Origin of the sequence: Lederbergia wuyishanensis (assembly GCF_022900255.1) — a bacterium.
GTDB classification, from domain to species: domain Bacteria; phylum Bacillota; class Bacilli; order Bacillales; family Bacillaceae_C; genus Lederbergia; species Lederbergia wuyishanensis.
In genome coordinates, this window is the sequence record NZ_JALIRM010000001.1 from 803,549 (window position 1) to 817,713 (window position 14,165).

At 34.5% G+C, this 14,165-nt stretch carries 17 protein-coding genes; 3 read left to right on the forward strand and 14 right to left on the reverse strand.

Annotated elements, in window-relative coordinates:
- Positions 1–792 carry an SGNH/GDSL hydrolase family protein gene (locus tag MT489_RS03925; RefSeq protein ID WP_244680184.1) on the reverse strand — a complete coding sequence of 264 codons (792 nt, stop codon included), beginning with the start codon at positions 790–792 and terminating at the stop codon, positions 1–3.
- 113 nt (positions 793–905) lie between these two features.
- A complete protein-coding gene (locus MT489_RS03930; RefSeq protein WP_244680185.1) occupies positions 906–1,748 on the reverse strand; it encodes a DegV family protein in 843 nt (280 codons plus the stop codon).
- Positions 1,749–1,909: 161 nt separating this feature from the next.
- Here MT489_RS03930 and trhA point away from each other — a divergent pair, with 161 nt between their 5' ends.
- A complete protein-coding gene (gene trhA, locus MT489_RS03935) occupies positions 1,910–2,551 on the forward strand; it encodes a PAQR family membrane homeostasis protein TrhA (RefSeq protein WP_244680631.1) in 642 nt (213 codons plus the stop codon).
- Between the two features lie 133 nt (positions 2,552–2,684).
- Here trhA and MT489_RS03940 read toward each other — a convergent pair whose 3' ends face one another.
- The 9 genes from MT489_RS03940 to mntR form a co-directional block, all read right to left on the reverse strand.
- Complete coding sequence (locus MT489_RS03940) at positions 2,685–3,170, reverse strand: dihydrofolate reductase (protein ID WP_244680186.1); 486 nt, start codon at positions 3,168–3,170, stop codon at positions 2,685–2,687.
- Entirely contained in the window at positions 3,167–3,961 is a 795-nt protein-coding gene (locus MT489_RS03945) for a thymidylate synthase (RefSeq protein ID WP_244680187.1), read from the reverse strand. The genes MT489_RS03940 and MT489_RS03945 overlap by 4 nt, the downstream gene beginning before the upstream one ends.
- Before the next feature lie 21 nt (positions 3,962–3,982).
- Positions 3,983–4,672 (reverse strand): anthrax toxin lethal factor-related metalloendopeptidase, encoded by a 690-nt coding sequence (locus MT489_RS03950; protein WP_244680188.1) that lies wholly within the window; start codon positions 4,670–4,672, stop codon positions 3,983–3,985.
- Positions 4,673–4,802: 130 nt separating this feature from the next.
- Positions 4,803–5,402 (reverse strand): YpjP family protein, encoded by a 600-nt coding sequence (locus tag MT489_RS03955; protein ID WP_244680189.1) that lies wholly within the window; start codon positions 5,400–5,402, stop codon positions 4,803–4,805.
- 471 nt (positions 5,403–5,873) lie between these two features.
- A complete protein-coding gene (locus MT489_RS03960; protein WP_244680190.1) occupies positions 5,874–6,308 on the reverse strand; it encodes a BrxA/BrxB family bacilliredoxin in 435 nt (144 codons plus the stop codon).
- 23 nt (positions 6,309–6,331) lie between these two features.
- Positions 6,332–7,456 (reverse strand): conserved virulence factor C family protein, encoded by a 1,125-nt coding sequence (locus MT489_RS03965; protein ID WP_244680191.1) that lies wholly within the window; start codon positions 7,454–7,456, stop codon positions 6,332–6,334.
- A gap of 78 nt (positions 7,457–7,534) precedes the next feature.
- Positions 7,535–9,421 carry an ABC-F family ATP-binding cassette domain-containing protein gene (locus MT489_RS03970; protein ID WP_244680192.1) on the reverse strand — a complete coding sequence of 629 codons (1,887 nt, stop codon included), beginning with the start codon at positions 9,419–9,421 and terminating at the stop codon, positions 7,535–7,537.
- 38 nt (positions 9,422–9,459) lie between these two features.
- Positions 9,460–11,139 carry a formate--tetrahydrofolate ligase gene (locus MT489_RS03975; protein WP_244680193.1) on the reverse strand — a complete coding sequence of 560 codons (1,680 nt, stop codon included), beginning with the start codon at positions 11,137–11,139 and terminating at the stop codon, positions 9,460–9,462.
- 85 nt (positions 11,140–11,224) lie between these two features.
- Positions 11,225–11,665 (reverse strand): transcriptional regulator MntR, encoded by a 441-nt coding sequence (mntR, locus tag MT489_RS03980; RefSeq protein ID WP_244680194.1) that lies wholly within the window; start codon positions 11,663–11,665, stop codon positions 11,225–11,227.
- Positions 11,666–11,935: 270 nt separating this feature from the next.
- On the opposite strand from mntR, the gene cspD reads away from it, so the two are divergent.
- Positions 11,936–12,136 carry a cold-shock protein CspD gene (gene cspD / locus MT489_RS03985; protein WP_244680195.1) on the forward strand — a complete coding sequence of 67 codons (201 nt, stop codon included), beginning with the start codon at positions 11,936–11,938 and terminating at the stop codon, positions 12,134–12,136.
- A 40-nt stretch (positions 12,137–12,176) separates the two neighbouring features.
- Here the strand turns inward: cspD and MT489_RS03990 are convergent, their stop codons facing one another.
- Positions 12,177–12,365, reverse strand: a complete 189-nt coding sequence (locus MT489_RS03990) for a zinc-finger domain-containing protein (protein WP_244680196.1) — start codon at positions 12,363–12,365, stop codon at positions 12,177–12,179.
- Positions 12,366–12,387: 22 nt separating this feature from the next.
- Entirely contained in the window at positions 12,388–13,044 is a 657-nt protein-coding gene (locus MT489_RS03995; protein WP_244680197.1) for a reverse transcriptase-like protein, read from the reverse strand.
- 163 nt (positions 13,045–13,207) lie between these two features.
- Here MT489_RS03995 and MT489_RS04000 point away from each other — a divergent pair, with 163 nt between their 5' ends.
- The gene (locus MT489_RS04000) at positions 13,208–13,597 is read left to right on the forward strand and encodes a reverse transcriptase-like protein (RefSeq protein WP_244680198.1); all 390 of its coding nucleotides are present in this window, start codon (positions 13,208–13,210) and stop codon (positions 13,595–13,597) included.
- 166 nt (positions 13,598–13,763) lie between these two features.
- Here the strand turns inward: MT489_RS04000 and MT489_RS04005 are convergent, their stop codons facing one another.
- The gene (locus tag MT489_RS04005) at positions 13,764–14,048 is read right to left on the reverse strand and encodes a DUF6123 family protein (protein ID WP_244680199.1); all 285 of its coding nucleotides are present in this window, start codon (positions 14,046–14,048) and stop codon (positions 13,764–13,766) included.
- Between the last annotated feature and the right edge of the window lie 117 nt (positions 14,049–14,165).

A 14,165-nucleotide genomic window follows, 5' to 3' on the forward strand; every position in this document is an offset into this window, starting at 1 on the left:
TTATTTCAATTGCTTTTCTAATTTTCCCTTTTTACCTAGATATTCGTATATTCGATCTGCAATTAATTTATATCCTTCGTTATTTGGATGGAAATAATCAGTATAAAGTAAGCTTTCCACTTGATTTCGAAATATATCATCAACGGGAACAAATGATGTTTGGTTATATTTAGAGATTACAGATGAACTGGAATCATTCCAACTATTTACGATAACATCCATTTCTTTTAAATCAGAAAACCATCTCATGAATGGATTATAAATTCCTACAAGAAATATATCTGTATCATTGTTATATGAAATGATTGTATCAATTATATCAGTTAATCTTTGACTATACCCTTTTTCAGCATCTAAAAACATTCTTACATGAAGTCCCATTATATTTTCTCTAAATACTTTCATTACATCATTACCACCTATCGTAATAATGACAATATCTGCTTCTCTTATTGAATTTTTAATTTTTTCCTGCCCGAGACGTTTCATTAATTGATCTGTTCGATTGCCCTTTACTCCAAAGTTACTAAATTCGGCCTCTTTAATACTACGATTATTCTCTAATTTATTTTTCAAATAAGGAATATATCCTCCCTTTTCTTCTACATCGCCTATGCCTTGCGTAAGGGAATCACCAATGGATACTACTTTTATCGATAACGGCATAAAGTCATCAGGAGGCATTTGCTTTTCTTCACGATTTATATTATTAATTCCTTGTTTTGAGGAATGTACTGAACAACCTGTTAAAAATAGAATACAGCTAATCACAATGATGTATTTTCTTATCAATTATGCTCACCCTCAACTGTAAAGTCTCATTATTATAACATGCTTAGGCAGAGTGGAGACACATAAAACACAAAAAAGTGACCCGGTTTAGATCACTTTTTCTGCCTTACTCACTATTCTGTATAGTACATAAAACCAATAGCACCAGGGCCTGTGTGAGTGCTGATGACTGGAGTCGTATCCACAATTTCAATTTTATTAAAACCGGTAAGTTCTTCCACCTTTTTCTGAAATAAATGAGCTAATTCTAGTCCATCAGCGTGGCAAATGCATACACTTTTTAATGTTTTTCCATTAATGTCATGTAAAAATTCTTTAATGACATATTTAACTGCTTGTGCCTTACTTCTTACCTTTGTGACCGGAGAATATTCCCCTTCATCTAAAAGGGCTATCGGCTTTATGTTAAGAAGGGAGCCAATCAGTGCCTTCCCTTTTCCTATCCGTCCACCCTTAACTAGGTTTTCTAATGTATCGACTACGACATATAATTTTGTAGCTAATCGAACTTCCTCAATAGACGTAAGTATTTCTTCCAAAGACTTATCTGTATCTGTCATTTTTGCTGCTTCTCTAACTTGAAAAGCTAAAGCCTTAGAAATGAAAGTTGAATCAACAACAGTTACTTTGGAAGACGTCATTTTTGAAGCAGCTCTGGCAGAATCTACTGTACCACTTAATTTACCAGATAAATGGATTGAAAGAATTTCGCTTCCATCCGCTCCTAATTCATCGTATAGTTTCACGAATTCTCCCACTGCAGGCTGAGAACTTTTGGGTAATTCATCAATAATCTTCATTTTTTCCATAAATGTTCTTGGTGAAATTTCTATTCTGTCTAAATAAGTTTCACCTTGAATGGTAATGGATAAAGGAATTACATGTATGTTTAATTTTTCTACTTCTTCAAGTGACATATCACATGTTGAATCAGTAACAATTTTTATTCTACTCATTTGGCCACATCCTTTAGAGGTTCAACCTTCATTATACAAGTTCTAGATATGGTTAGAAAGCTTATTATAATGAATATATGTAAAAACATTGCTAATATGAATTCAACGTTCTATGATTAAAAGAGCGTTTAATAATAAGGATGGTGATAATATTGGAAACGATCTATTATACAGATGGTGAAACATATAATTGGAAAGAAGAACTAGCAAATGCCATTACCCATGGAATTGGCTTTTTACTAAGCATTCCCGCTCTCGTTGTTTTAATTGTCTCGGCAGCCAAAAATGGTGGAGCACTTCAAGTAGTAAGTTTTACTATTTTCGGAGTGACGATGCTCCTTCTTTATTTGTTTTCAACGATGCTTCATAGCTTCAAACCATCTAAGGCAAAAAATGTATTTGCAATATTAGACCACTCAGCTATTTATCTTTTAATTGCAGGAACGTATACTCCTCTTGTCCTTATAAGTCTAAATGGTGCACTCGGATGGACATTATTTGGAATCGTTTGGGGACTTGCAGTAGCTGGAATTACCTTTAAATGTTTTCTAATCAATAAATTCCGAATTATTTCCACTATCTTTTATTTGGCTATGGGTTGGCTTGTCATTATCGCTATAAAACCTCTTTATTCAAGCTTAAGTGGACCTGGTTTTGCACTATTGTTAACTGGCGGTCTCTTTTATTCTGTAGGTGCTATTTTTTATATATGGCGTAACCTTCCTTATTCTCACGCAATCTGGCATCTGTTCGTTATTGCAGGAAGTACGTTTATGTACTTTTGTATATTGTTTTATGTATAATAATTTAAATGGTTCAGCGCATTGCGTCAAGCAAGTTAAAATAAATAATAAATAACAGCTCTTAGAATTTTAATATATAATAATATAACCATGGAAGAGCCGAAAAAAAAGCGAATCATAATTGATTCGCTTTTTACTTTTTCACATATACTCTAAATTCATAATCATACGGATTTTTCTCATCTTTTGGTCCTTTTTGACTTGAATAAAGAACCCAATTATCCCAGTTCAATTTTGGAAAATATGTATTACCCTCGAATTGATGGAAAATTTTAGTAACGTATAAACGACTTACTTCTTCTTGAAAGAGATAAAATATCTCCGCACCACCTGTGACAAAAACAACGGAATCATTCTCATTAATCCAATGAAGAAGTTCATCTTTTGAATGAAATACAAGACACCCTTCTGCCCTATATTCTTTATCACGAGTAAGAATAATATTCGTCCTGCCAGGCAGGGGTCTTCCTATCGATTCAAATGTTTTTCTTCCCATAATAATCGCGTGGCCCATCGTTGTTTCTTTAAAGTATTTTAAATCCGCAGGAAGTCTCCAGGGCAAATCATTATCCTTACCTATTAGTCCATTTATATCCTCAGCCCATAAGAAAGAAATCATACACTGACTACTCCTTTTATAGCTGGGTGCGGGTCATATCCTTCAAGAATGAAATCTTCAAATTCAAAGGCAAATAAATCTTTTACTTCTGGATTTAACTTCATTGTTGGTAAAGGACGTGGCTCCCTTTGCAGCTGAAGTTCAATTTGCTCGATATGATTTGAGTAAATATGTGCATCTCCAAGAGTATGAACAAACTCACCAGGTTCAAGACCAGTTACTTGAGCCATCATCATCGTTAGCAATGCATACGAAGCAATATTAAAAGGAACACCTAAAAAGATATCAGCAGATCTTTGATATAGTTGGCATGAGAGCTTTCCATCCGCTACGTAAAATTGGAAAAGACAATGACATGGAGGAAGTGCCATTTTATCAATTTCGCCTACATTCCAAGCATTTACAATCATTCTGCGTGAGTCTGGGTTATGTTTAATTTGATGTAACACATCTTTGATCTGATCCACTGTTCTCCCGTCGGCAGTAGTCCATGATCTCCACTGTTTACCATAAACAGGGCCTAATTCACCATTTTCATCAGCCCACTCATTCCAAATTCTTACACCATTTTCTTGTAAATACTTTATATTCGTATCTCCAGCTAAAAACCATAAAAGTTCATAAATAATTGATTTAGTATGCAATTTTTTTGTCGTAAGTAAAGGAAAACCTTTCTGTAAATCAAATCTCATTTGATAACCAAAAGTACTAATGGTTCCTGTACCCGTTCGATCTTCCTTTTTCGTACCGTTTTCTAAGACGGCTTTACATAAATTTAAATATTGTTCCATCTAAACACATCCTTTAAAAAATCAATGTAAGCTATTAAAAAAGTGAAATGTTTCAGGCGCTTGTTTCTCCATTATAGCTCTACTATCATTCGAAAAAAAATAATAGGCAAAGCCTTCTGCAAAATATTCTTCTTCATAATTTAGGAAATAAGGATTATGAGGGAATAAATGATTGGCTTCATCAGCCCAAATTTGATTAAATTCACTCTGTTTATCGTTAAAAACAAAATGATAAAGGGTATGAGCTAATTCATGGTATTCAAGATTTAAAGAACCATGTCCCATTCCTTTTTCACTGCTTCCAATTTTCACCAATACAAATTTGGAACCACCAATACCTGGTACATCATCCCATGTGACGTTGTTTGGATAACCTCTTGGAATTTTTCCTTTTAAATAAGCAGCACTAGGATTATCCGTTAACTTTCCGTTAAAAAGAATAATTTTTATCCTTTTTTTGTTAGCTGCAGCCAATATTGACGAAGGAAGATGATCTAGCCTATTTATTACCTTAATAGCATCATTATGATTATATGATTCTTCAGGCAGTACTACAATATCCTTTAAATAATTGCCTGATTGCAGCAGCGTCATTTTATCATATAAATCGCTCTCGCCAAAAGGAATACCAACGTACGATTCTTTTGTCATGGCAGAAAGTGCAATAATAATCAAAAATAAGATAGGTGGAATGATCAACCATTTTCGCATAAGCCCCTACTCCCCAGCATTCTATGAATATATAGGTCAATTATATCATTTTTCATAGTTTAGGAGTATGGCCTTCATAATTCCAAAAATGGATAATAAAGAAAGCAAGAACGCAGAAGCGAACTTGCTTTCATATCGTTTGCCAATTAGGAGGCGTATTTTTATTCCAATCAATAGTACCGATAGTATAGTGTGTCTGAAATTGATCATGATAAGTATGATAGTGAAAATTAAACTTATATCCTTCTAGTGGCGGTTTATCTCTTCTTACATGAAATCGAATCACGTCTTGCTTTGTATGAATATTATATATGTTGAAAATTTTTTCGCTTACTCCAGCAGCAGGTGATTCTGTAATAGCCAGGTTATTAAGTTCTTCATCAGAAAACTGGGCAGCCGTCATTTCAATTGCAGCTTCAATGTTTGGTAATATGATGTCTTGAAAATCATCTAGGATTACATTCGAAATCTTCGGTCCAAATTTTATCAATGCCTGGCGTTCGGCTTCATTTGTCATTAATTCAATAAATTGTTCTTTATGAGACTTAACTGCAACCTGTATATCGGATTCGATAATCGGTTTTCGCGCACTATCATTTGATGGATTTCCACGGTGCTGTGCTTTTGGAAGATCATCATTTTCAGACCATAATGCATGTGAAGGAGTAACAGCTCCGAATGTTAATATTGAAACTAATACGATTAACGATTTTCTAAACCATAATTTCATCGCCGCTACTCCTTTCTCAGAAAAAAATATATGTATTTATCATATACTATTTTTAGCTGAACTTCGATAAAAAACTTTCATTTTTAATAAAAAAATGGCAAATATATGAATATCGGTTATAATTAAATTACTGTATTGACAAGGAGGGTTTTTCTAATTGAGCGTTCTTATTAATATAGGTGCATTTATAATGATAGGTTATTTCGTTTATTGTGCAATAGCTGACTAAAGCTGAGGTATACTTATACCCCAGCTTTAGTTTTGCTTTAGACATTAGAAAATAGATGAAAGTCAAAGTATTACGCAAACAGCTAATTCTAACATTACTCCGGTTTCTGTTTGCATAAGTCAATACCGGTTCGCCAAGGTCTAGAGAAGGCGCAGTTGGGTCTAAGTCCCAATAAGCTAAGTCCAAATAGCTTTTTTCATAATTGCCACTGATAAGAGTGCGGGTACCTTCTGCTTTCGTTCTTAAAAATATTTTGTAAAAGCACTACCCAAATTTTCCACGATTGTTTCTACATCGTTATCCTCAATATCTTCTCGAGGGATAAAATAAACTAAGTCTTTTCCTTTAAACAATGCCATTGAAGGGGATGAAGGTTCTTGCCCTTTAATATAACTTCTCATTTTATCTGTTGCTTCACGGTCCTGGCCGGCAAATACAGTAACGAGATGGGCAGGCTTTTTTTCACTTAACGATACCGCTTGAACTGCAGCTGGTCTAGCAAGTCCTGCTGCACACCCACATACTGAGTTGATTACAACTAATGTTGTTCCTGCAACATTTTCCATAAATCTTTCTACTTCTTCCTCAGTAAGCAATTCCTGAAAATTAGCATTCGTCAATTCTTCCCTCATTGGTTTTACAATTTGTTTCATATAATCTTCATATGCCATCGACATATATGTCACTCCTCTAATTCACTTTATTTTTTTCTTGCTTCAGTCATTTGCTTCCAAACAGATCCCTTTGCTTCTTCTCCACCTTCAATACGCTCTATTGCCATCTTTATTTGCAATTGAACTTCAAATTCAGGATCATTTTCGGCTTCTTTTAAGGCAGGCAATGCTCGTTCATCCCCTACCTCATATAAAAACATTGCCGCTCGCCAACGCACTATCCTACTGTTATCTTTTAATGCTTTACACATTTCCTCCATTGCATCCGGAAATCCAAGATCTGAAAGACAATCTCCCGCAGTTCTCCTAACAGTAACTGTTTTATCTTGTAATCCTTTATAAAGTAAAGGCAAAACTCGTTTGTCCTCTATCATACCTAAATAAACGACAGCCAAACGGCGAATGGATAGCTTTTCGTCCGATAATGCTTTTTCTAATACAGGTAAATCATCAATTGTTGGATCTTGCATTTGCTCTAGTAATTGGTATCTTTTTTTCCAATCAGTGTCATCAAGCATATTTGGTGTTAGTTTAATTAAAGTCCTAATTTGTTTTACTCCATCGGATGGATTAATTGCTCTATTTATTAAAGTCTGTAATCTATCTTCCGGGTAAGCTGCTCCTAATTCATCAACTACTTCTTTTCCTATAATATCAAGTTCTCCATAGCGTGCTCCTAGATCCTTCCACTTCCTAAGAAGAATATAATTATCATCTGGGAGCTGTGCTTTACTCATCGCTTCTTGGAATCTATTTGGGAGTCCGAATCTTTTTTCTTCATCTCTACTTGTAAGTTTTACTTGAAGTGGGATTTCTTTAAACATTTGTATTTGTACATTCACTTCTCCAAAATGTTCATCTGGCTTTTGAGTGCCTATGTTTGAAGCAGTATTTTCTTCCCCAAAAGCTTCTCTTACTTTAGGGAGAATTTCTTCCCAATTATATTTTCCATTTCGTTCAACAGCTAAAAAGTCAGCTACATGATATACACCGTTAACTCCCTCTATATTGAGGATCTTTTTAATTACCGCCGGTGCTCCTTCAGCATGTTCTTTTTTATAGTTATTGTTTTTTCCTGTAGCTAGCGCTTCGTTTAAAACAATTTTCATTGTATTCGGACTTGGAGTAGGTTCAATTGTAACTATATTCATCTCTATGTTCCCCCTCTAAGTTTTCTATTAATTTTTCCTATTGTATCATAAGAAATATTTTAGCATTTATATGTTGAATCATACTAGCTCCGATAAATAGGACCACCTTGAAATTAAATGCTCTAACCGGATATTTAATTGATCAATTTCATTCATTAATTTTTGTGCTTTTTCAAAATCACTTCCGATATGATCAAGCTCTTCTGTTAGTTGTGTAAGTTTAGTTTCTGTTTCTGAAATCTCATCTTCAATAGATTCCCATTCTCTCTTCTCATTAAAGGACATTCTTTTCTTTTTTGTTTCTTCATTATTATTTTTTATTGTCTGCGTTGTTTTTTGTACTATCTCTCTATTCTTTCTCTCTTCCTCAACTTCGGTTTCTAAATATTCGCTATAAGTTCCGTAGAATTGATCTATTTGACCATTCCCCTGAAAAACTAGTAATTGATTAGCTGTTTTATCAAGAAAGTAACGATCATGAGAAACAGAAATTACGACACCAGGAAATTCTTCAATATATTGCTCAAATATCGTGAGTGTGGCAGTATCTAAATCGTTCGTAGGTTCGTCCAGTAATAATACATTCGGTTTACTCATCAATAATCTTAATAAATACAACCTACGCTTTTCGCCGCCGGACAGCTTTTTAATAATGGTACCATGAGTACTCATCGGAAATAAAAATCTTTCAAGCATTTGCGCGGCCGAAATCGTTTCACCTTTATTTGTCTCTACAACTTCTCCCACTTCGCGAATATAGGAAATCATTCGCATATTTTCATCCATTTCCGCATTTTCTTGAGTATAATATGCGATTTTCACTGTTTGTCCTTTTATTAATTCTCCATCATCCAAGTTTAATTTTCCCGATAACAAATTTAAGAAGGAGGATTTACCACTTCCGTTCTTTCCCACGATTCCATATCTGTCACCTGGTTTAATAAGTATGTTAAAATCTTTTAATATGACTTGGTCGTTGAATGATTTTGATGCGTCAATAAATTCAAACACTTGTTTACCTAAACGGCTACCCTGTATTGATATATCAACATTCGCTTTATTAGGTACTTTACCTAAATCATCTTCTAATTTATCAAATCGCTGAATCCTTGCCTTTTGTTTAGTTGATCTTGCCTTTGCTCCACGTTTCATCCAAGCAAGCTCGTTTCGATATAAGTTCCTTCTTTTATCTTCAGTTTGTAATTCTTGTTCTTCTCTAATTGCCTTCGCTTCAATGAAAGCCTCGTAATTTCCATCATATGAAAATAAACGACCGTAATCCAGTTCCAATATTCGAGTAGTTGTCTGGTCAAGAAAATATCTATCATGGGTAACGAGCATGACCGCTTTTGGATATTTATTTAAAAATCCTTCTAACCATTTTATTGTTTCATAATCAAGATGATTTGTCGGTTCGTCTAGTAAAAGTAAATCCGGTGTTTCTATTAAAGCTTGAGCTAAGGCAACTCGCTTTTTTTGTCCACCTGATAATACTCCAATCTTTTTATTTAGGTCCGTTAAACCTAGCTTTGACAAGATTATTTTTGCATTGGTACTAGCTTCCCAACCATCTTTTGCATCCATTTCCTTTTGCAACTCGAATAAGGTATTTTGGTAATACGAATTTTCTGGATCTCTTTCTAATTGTAAAAGTACCCCTTCATACGATTTAACTAATTGAATTGTTGGCACATCACTATTGAACACTTGATCTAGAATTGTTATTGAATTATCCATTTCAGGAGCCTGAGATAAATAATAAATCGAATAATCTCTTGGATGACTAAAAGTACCTGAATCTGGGTCGTCAATATGGGCTATTAGCTTAAGAAGACTAGATTTTCCAGTTCCGTTAACACCAATGATACCAATTCTCTCTTTTTCATTCACATGAAAAGATATATTTTCAAATAAGCGCTTTTCTCCATATACTTTAGTAATATTTTCTGCTGAAAAAATTTTCAATCAAACCATTCCAATCATTTTTATAAGCTAATATTCTTTTAAAATAACCCGATCGCCATGCCATTTTCATCTACATCCATTCGATAGGCGGCAGGTTGTTTAGGTAAACCTGGCATGGTCATCATTTCACCAGTTAAAGCAACAATGAACCCGGCACCAAGTTTCGGTTTTAATTCACGGACATGTATCGTAAAATCTTTAGGTCTTCCAAGTTTTTGTGGGTCATCCGAGAGTGAGTATTGTGTTTTTGCCATACATACAGGCAAGGTTCCCCATCCAAAGTCCTCAAATTCCTGTAATTGCTTCAGTGCTTTTACAGAAAACTCGACATCTCTACCGCCATAAACTTTTTGAACAATTGTCCTAATCTTTTCCTCAATAGATGTATGTAAATCATATAAATATGAAAATGTATATTGACTTTTTTCTATTTCGTGAAGAACTTTCTCCGCTAAATCAACAGCACCGGCACCACCTTTTTCCCAAACTTCGGTTAAGGAAACAGGAATATTATTATTCATACACCACTTTTCCAAGACTGAAATTTCCGCTTTGGTATCAGTTGTAAAACGGTTAATTGCAACAACATATGGAAGACCAAATTGAGTGACAGTTTCAATATGTTTTTTTAAATTTTCCAATCCTTTTTCGAGTGCAAAGATATTTTCATGTGTTAATTCGTATTTTGAAAGTCCTCCATGCATTTTTAGAGCCCTTATTGTCGCTACAATAACAACGGCTTCTGGTTGGAATCCGGCACTCCTCGATTTTATATGGATAAACTTTTCTGCTCCTAGATCAGCACCAAATCCAGCTTCAGTCACAACATAATCCGCTAATTTTGACGCGGTTCTTGTTGCTATTACACTATTACATCCATGAGCTATGTTGGCAAATGGACCACCGTGAACGATTGCAGGAGTATGTTCTATCGTCTGAACTAAATTAGGCTTTAAAGCATCTTTTAAAAGCAATGTAATTGCCCCTTCAACACCTAAATCCCTGACGGTTACGGGTTGTTTATCGTAAGTATAAGCTATAACAATCCGTGATATGCGGTGTTTTAAATCAGACAAATCGGTTGCAAGGCAAAGCACCGCCATAATTTCCGAAGCAACTGTAATATCAAAACCATCCTGTCGAGGTATTCCTTGTACAGGACCACCTAAACCAACAACAATTTCTCTTAACGAGCGATCATTTAAGTCAATCGCACGTTTCCATACAATTCTTCTTTGATCTATATTTAACTGATTTCCTTGATGAATATGATTGTCGATGAGTGCGGAGAGGGCATTATTCGCAGTTGTGATGGCATGAAGATCCCCAGTAAAATGTAAATTAATATCCTCCATTGGAAGTACTTGGGCATAACCTCCTCCTGTTGCTCCCCCTTTAATTCCCATTGTAGGGCCAAGTGAAGGTTCCCGAAGAGCGATAATAGTTTTCTTGCCGAGCCTCTTTAAGCCATCACCAAGCCCCACAGTAACTGTAGATTTTCCTTCCCCAGCAGCTGTAGGATTAATGGAAGTAACAAGAATAATTTTCCCATCCTCGTTTTTTTGTAAATCACGTATTTTTTCATATGAAATTTTTGCTTTGTATTTACCGAAATATTCGATTGTCTCACTAGAAAGGCCTAAAGAATCGGCAATACTTTGAATTGGCAGCAGTTCAGACTCCTGTGCAATCTCAATATCCGATTTATATTCGCTCATCAACAACAACCCCTTCGGCTAATTTATCACTTATAATTGTATCACGGTAAGTACTAAATGCCACTTGCAGATAAAAAAAAGAACCTTAAATTGGTTCTTTATTCGCAGCTTCCTCATTTTTAATTTGCATGAGTTTTAATTCATTCAACCGATCTTGATTTTCCTCAAAAAATTGCACGAGATCGCCAATTCGGTCTATTGAATTCCAGCTTAAATGATGTTCAATTCCTTCTACATCTACGTATATATTTTCTTCCTTAACACCAATTAACCGTAAGAAATTTTCAAGTAAATCATGGCGTTCCACTAAACGCTTACCGATTTTTTCTCCTTTTTTGGTTAAAATGAGTCCCCGATATTTTTCATACACAAGATAACTATCTCGATCTAGTTTTTGAACCATTTTTGTTACAGAAGAAGGGTGAACTGCCAATGCTTCTGCTATATCCGAAACACGGGCATATCCTTTATTTTCAATTAATAAATATATTTGTTCTATGTAATCTTCCATACTCGGAGTAGGCATTCATATCCCCCTTAGTATATCTCTAGCACATTAAAGTTTACTATAATCCTACCTTATAAACAAGTTTTGGAAACTTCCCACTTACAGAAAATAATGAATTACACGAATTGAATAATTTTAATAAATAATTCTGCTTGTTTTCTTGACGCTGTTGAGGTAGTGGTGTATAGTTTACTTATCATTGAACAAATCATATTGCATATGTCAATTGTTTAGTGATAATATTTTTTCACGAGCACTCTGTGCTCAAATCTAGGAGGAAAAAGATACATGCAAAACGGTAAAGTTAAATGGTTCAACAATGAAAAAGGCTATGGTTTCATTGAAGTAGAAGGCGGAGAAGATATTTTCGTACACTTCACAGCTATTCAAAGTGAAGGCTTCAAAACTTTAGAAGAAGGTCAAGAAGTTTCTTTTGAGGTTGTTGAAGGAAACCGCGGACCACAAGCTGCAAACGTAACTAAATTATAATAACATACAATGACAAGGCTGGCCGTTTATGGCTAGCCTTTTATTTTTGATTGTTTATTAATATTTTTCCCTTTTCCTGCAGTTTCTGCCCTACTGTACATTGATTGATGCAAAACTTATGAGCGTAAGATTTACTGAATTCTTTTTTAAAATGAAAATGTAGGAAGCAACCTTCACAATATGTTGTGATTAAACCATCAATTTCCTTAAAGATTTCCGTTCGTTTCATTTAATCAACCTTCCTAGATGCATCAAACTATTTTCATGTGACCTTCGATGATGTTGTTTGTAAGTGCTTGCGTCGCGAGTTTATCGGCTTCCTTATTGTCACGTCGTGCAATAATTTCATAATTTGGCTTCAAGCCTAAATCTAAAATTTTTGCTTCAATTCTGTCGAGCCACTTGTTCAGAACTTTTTCATAGCATGGCCATTCGCCTTCTAACTGTTTAATCACGCCCTGTGAATCACCTTTTATCTCAACAGGAAGACTTTTCATTCCGAGATTCTCTAAAAATAATAGTGCATTGTACAAAGCTGCATATTCAGCTTCATTATTATTTTCTAATTGTTCGAGCTTTGCATTTGCACGATATCTATACTTTTCTTTGCCTTTTTTGTAATAAATAACAATACCTATTCCTGCTGTCCCCGATTGGATATCGAATCCTCCATCAAAATAGATAATCGGATCAACAGGTTCGAGTTCTAATTTTATCTTTAATTTAGAATATTCCTTTCGATTCCATTCTCTTTCCATTTCGTCGATGATGAGTAAATCTAAAACACGCCCCGTTCGCTGCAAATCCTCAAGGAGATTATCAATATAAATTTCATCGAGCCACTCTGTTTCCATTGACACTTTTTTCGTTTTAGCGCCTTTGTATTCAAATTTTACTTTATATTTCAATATCACCACACCTTTTCAATCAAATATGATTCACATCTTATCTTTCTTTAGGTAAAATATTTCCCATAGATATTATTTCTACACAATAATAAAAAGAGGGCTTAAATATGTTTTTATAAGTACATGGTTATGCCTAGCCTACTTGTAGAAGGAGTAAAACTAAATGATTGAAGTTTACATAGATGGTGCTAGTGCTGGAGATCCAGGAGCTAGTGGTGCTGGTATTTATATAAAAAATAACGGTAAAGTCGAATCTTTTTCTATTCCACTCGGTACAATGAATAATCACGAAGCAGAATTCCACTCACTAATTAAAAGCTTGGAAATTTGTATTGACCATGGGTTTTCTATCGTTTCCGTCAGATCAGATTCAACAACGGTCGTCGATGCAGTTGAAAAAGAATTTTCAAGGAATGTAAAGCATCGAGATCTTTTGACACAAGCTTTGTCTTTAGCATCCCAATTTGAGCTATTTTTTATAAAATGGATACCTTCTAAAGAAAATAAGCAGGCGGATCAATTAGCAAAACAAGCCATTCGATTAAATCTATAAAGCATAAATTCACCTGGAAAAGTCATGATTAAGTGAGCTTTTCTTTTATGTTGCTTGCACTATCTCAATTTTACTATCCATTTTACCAATATTCACCTTTATTTCGCCATTATTTACATGCCAATAGATTCCATGAAAACTTCTTCCTACGAAAAAAAGCACATACTCATTTATGTGCTTTTAACCCCATCTTTTCCATTAATCCATATGCTTCTGTTTTAGTTTTTATATTATGTTCCTTTAGTCTTTCCAGTATAGATAAATAAAAACTTCCATCAAATCGCTTCTGAGTTTTTAGTGTTAATTCAATTGCTAATGAAACAATATAATCATCTGTTCCTGTCGATTGTTTCCCAAAGTAAATAAAAGAAATAGCTTCGTCTTTAAACTTAAAGCCTTTTGCTTCGAGAGTCATGAGGTAGTTTTCCAAATCAATAAGTTCCGTGATCAATTAGCTTTTCTCCTTTTAATGCGTGTTCAAAAAAGAGGATAAAAAGGACTAAGTCGGCTAAGTATACTGACATTTTGACAAAAAAGCCAACACTAGTGCATCCTATACGTTGGCTGA

Coding starts and splice junctions, on each gene's coding strand:
- MT489_RS03930 (WP_244680185.1), bottom strand. CDS start 1,748: ATGAGTAGAATAAAAATTGTTACTGATTCAACATGTGATATGTCACTT.
- MT489_RS03940 (WP_244680186.1), bottom strand. CDS start 3,170: ATGATTTCTTTCTTATGGGCTGAGGATATAAATGGACTAATAGGTAAG.
- MT489_RS03945 (WP_244680187.1), bottom strand. CDS start 3,961: ATGGAACAATATTTAAATTTATGTAAAGCCGTCTTAGAAAACGGTACG.
- MT489_RS03950 (WP_244680188.1), bottom strand. CDS start 4,672: ATGCGAAAATGGTTGATCATTCCACCTATCTTATTTTTGATTATTATT.
- MT489_RS03955 (WP_244680189.1), bottom strand. CDS start 5,402: ATGAAATTATGGTTTAGAAAATCGTTAATCGTATTAGTTTCAATATTA.
- MT489_RS03960 (WP_244680190.1), bottom strand. CDS start 6,308: ATGTCGATGGCATATGAAGATTATATGAAACAAATTGTAAAACCAATG.
- MT489_RS03965 (WP_244680191.1), bottom strand. CDS start 7,456: ATGAATATAGTTACAATTGAACCTACTCCAAGTCCGAATACAATGAAA.
- MT489_RS03975 (WP_244680193.1), bottom strand. CDS start 11,139: ATGAGCGAATATAAATCGGATATTGAGATTGCACAGGAGTCTGAACTG.
- mntR (WP_244680194.1), bottom strand. CDS start 11,665: ATGCCTACTCCGAGTATGGAAGATTACATAGAACAAATATATTTATTA.
- cspD (WP_244680195.1), top strand. CDS start 11,936: ATGCAAAACGGTAAAGTTAAATGGTTCAACAATGAAAAAGGCTATGGT.
- MT489_RS03990 (WP_244680196.1), bottom strand. CDS start 12,365: ATGAAACGAACGGAAATCTTTAAGGAAATTGATGGTTTAATCACAACA.
- MT489_RS04000 (WP_244680198.1), top strand. CDS start 13,208: ATGATTGAAGTTTACATAGATGGTGCTAGTGCTGGAGATCCAGGAGCT.